Source organism: Colwellia sp. C1TZA3 (assembly GCF_007954265.1).
Taxonomy (GTDB): Bacteria; Pseudomonadota; Gammaproteobacteria; order Enterobacterales; family Alteromonadaceae; genus Cognaticolwellia.
The window spans coordinates 1-2,284 of record NZ_VOLS01000123.1; the positions used below are offsets into that span (position 1 = coordinate 1).

1 protein-coding gene is annotated in these 2,284 nt (G+C 38.0%); it reads left to right on the top strand.

The window, feature by feature from the left end:
- The first annotated feature begins 412 nt into the window (after window positions 1-412).
- Window positions 413-1,624 (top strand): EAL and HDOD domain-containing protein, encoded by a 1,212-nt coding sequence (locus ESZ39_RS17385; RefSeq protein ID WP_146881177.1) that lies wholly within the window; start codon window positions 413-415, stop codon window positions 1,622-1,624.
- Window positions 1,625-2,284 lie beyond the last annotated feature (660 nt).

Here is a 2,284-nt window from a genome sequence, read left to right on the forward strand (position 1 = left end):
CTTGTACTAGTTAAAATAGCTCAATGCTGTGTTGCTCTCAATCCCAATAGCCAGCTATTGCTCAATCGAGCGCCTTACCTTGAGTTATTTTTCCTGCGCACAACAAGATCACAAACTTAATGGAACTAGTATAAAACAGAGCACTTACAGCCATTAAATCAACTTGAATTACTCGCGCCATTTATTGTTGATCTTCATTACGGTGATGTACTCAGCTTAGACATTGCAGACACTACAGTTACTTTATTTGATGTTTACCCATAGCGTATGTGGTTGCACTTATTACCTAGTGGATAAAAATGAAAATTTTAGGCGTTTTATAAATAATTTTTCAATAGCTTTTCAATAACTTTTCAATGACATGGAAAATAAGCTATGCTTTGTTAATCATCAATCTTTAAATAATTGGCCTATGCAGATAAGTTATATTTCCCGTCAAGCGATACTGGACAAAAACCATCAAACGCTTGGTTACGAACTTTTATTTAGAGATAGTCCAGAAAAAAAATTCCCCGAGATAGACCAAGACATTGCCAGTTCTAAATTGATCATACAAAATTATTTTCAGGGTGATATTCAATCGGTTAGCTTAGGTAAATTAGCTTTTATAAATTTCACTGAGAAGGGCCTGATTAATAAATACCCGCTGATGTTCAATAAAGACAATATTGTCATTGAATTAGTCGGGCATAATTCAGCCAGTGAGCGGCTGTTAAAAATCGTTAAGTATTATCATGACCAAGGCTATCAAGTCGCTTTAACTGAATATGACCTAGATGAAAAATGGGATGTATTATTCCCCTATCTTGCGATGATAAAAATCGATATAGCAATAATCAACGCTCAACGTATACGTCCAGTTCTGGATCGAATCAAGCCTTTTGATATCAAGTTAATAGCCGAAAAGGTTGAAACTAACTATCAGTTACAATCGTTGGCGGAAATTGGCTTTCATTATTACCAAGGTTTCTTTTATAACGAGCCTGAAATTATTGCAGGGCAAACGTTAGCCCCGATCAAATCGCAAATGCTGCATTTGATCAGTGAAACTTTTAATAAGCCTATAAACTATGACCGTATAGCGGAAATTATCGGTCAAGATGTTAATTTAACAGTTGGCTTGCTTAAATTAGTTAACAATGTCACAACGGACACTCGGGTAGAAATAACCTCGTTAAAACAAGCTGCAGCTTACTTAGGTGAAGACCAGCTTAAACAGTTTGTCACGATTATCGCGCTATCAAAACTAACCACAAATAAATCCAGTGAAGTTTCAAAGCAGTCTTTAATAACAGCGAAATTAATGGCGAAACTTGCCAATGAAAGTGTATTTATTGCAGTGAGCGACTTTGCCTTTATTACCGGTTTATTAAGTGCAATAGAGGTTATTTTGAGCATGCCAATGGATGAAATCGTAAAAACCATGCCGTTAGCAAAACCGATTGAAGATGCATTAGTAAATCATACTGGGTTATTAGGAAAACTGTTAGATTTAACCACAAATTACATCACTGGTAAGGGTGAAAATATTCAGCCATTAGCCGATTTATATAGACTTGACGCAAATTTTATCCATAAAGAGTTTGTTAATGCCAGTAACTGGTGCAAGTCTTTAGGCTTATAGTGTTGTAGACACGTTATGATAAAAGAGCGCACTTTTAATACGCTCTTTTGCTTTTATACCCGCTCCACTTCAAGGCGCAGGTTTGTGCAAGTCGAGAAAGGGTTAGGTACCAGGCATGGATTGAAGAGAATAGTTATTCTTGGCAACTGCTCCTGCGTTGCTCTAATAACCCACATCCCTGTGGGAATATTGTCGAAATCCATAACGCAGGAGATGACCCTTTATCGGCTTGCCCGTAGGGAGCTAAGCTAGAAAACCAGTCCAGCGTTGCATACATGGATGTATGTACTTAGGTTTTGTCTGGAACAAAAAACCTGTGCACTACTTAATAAGGTTCCTACATGGCCGTTCTTAGCCATCCATGGCTCCACGGCATTAGTACTTCCATGCACGTCGATGTAGGACATTAGGGTAACGCAGGAGCAGTTACCGAGAATAACCATTATCTTCGTATCGCGCCTTGATCTGATTTCCTAGCTTAACGCTGAAACTGCATCTTATACCAATCCCATTAAATTATTGCTCACTTGTACTAGTTAAAATAGCTCAAGGCTGTGTTGCTCTCACTCCCAATAGCCAGCTATTGCTCAATCGAGCGCCTTACCTTGAGTTATTTTTCCTGCGCACAACAAGATCACAAACTTAATGGAACTGGTATTA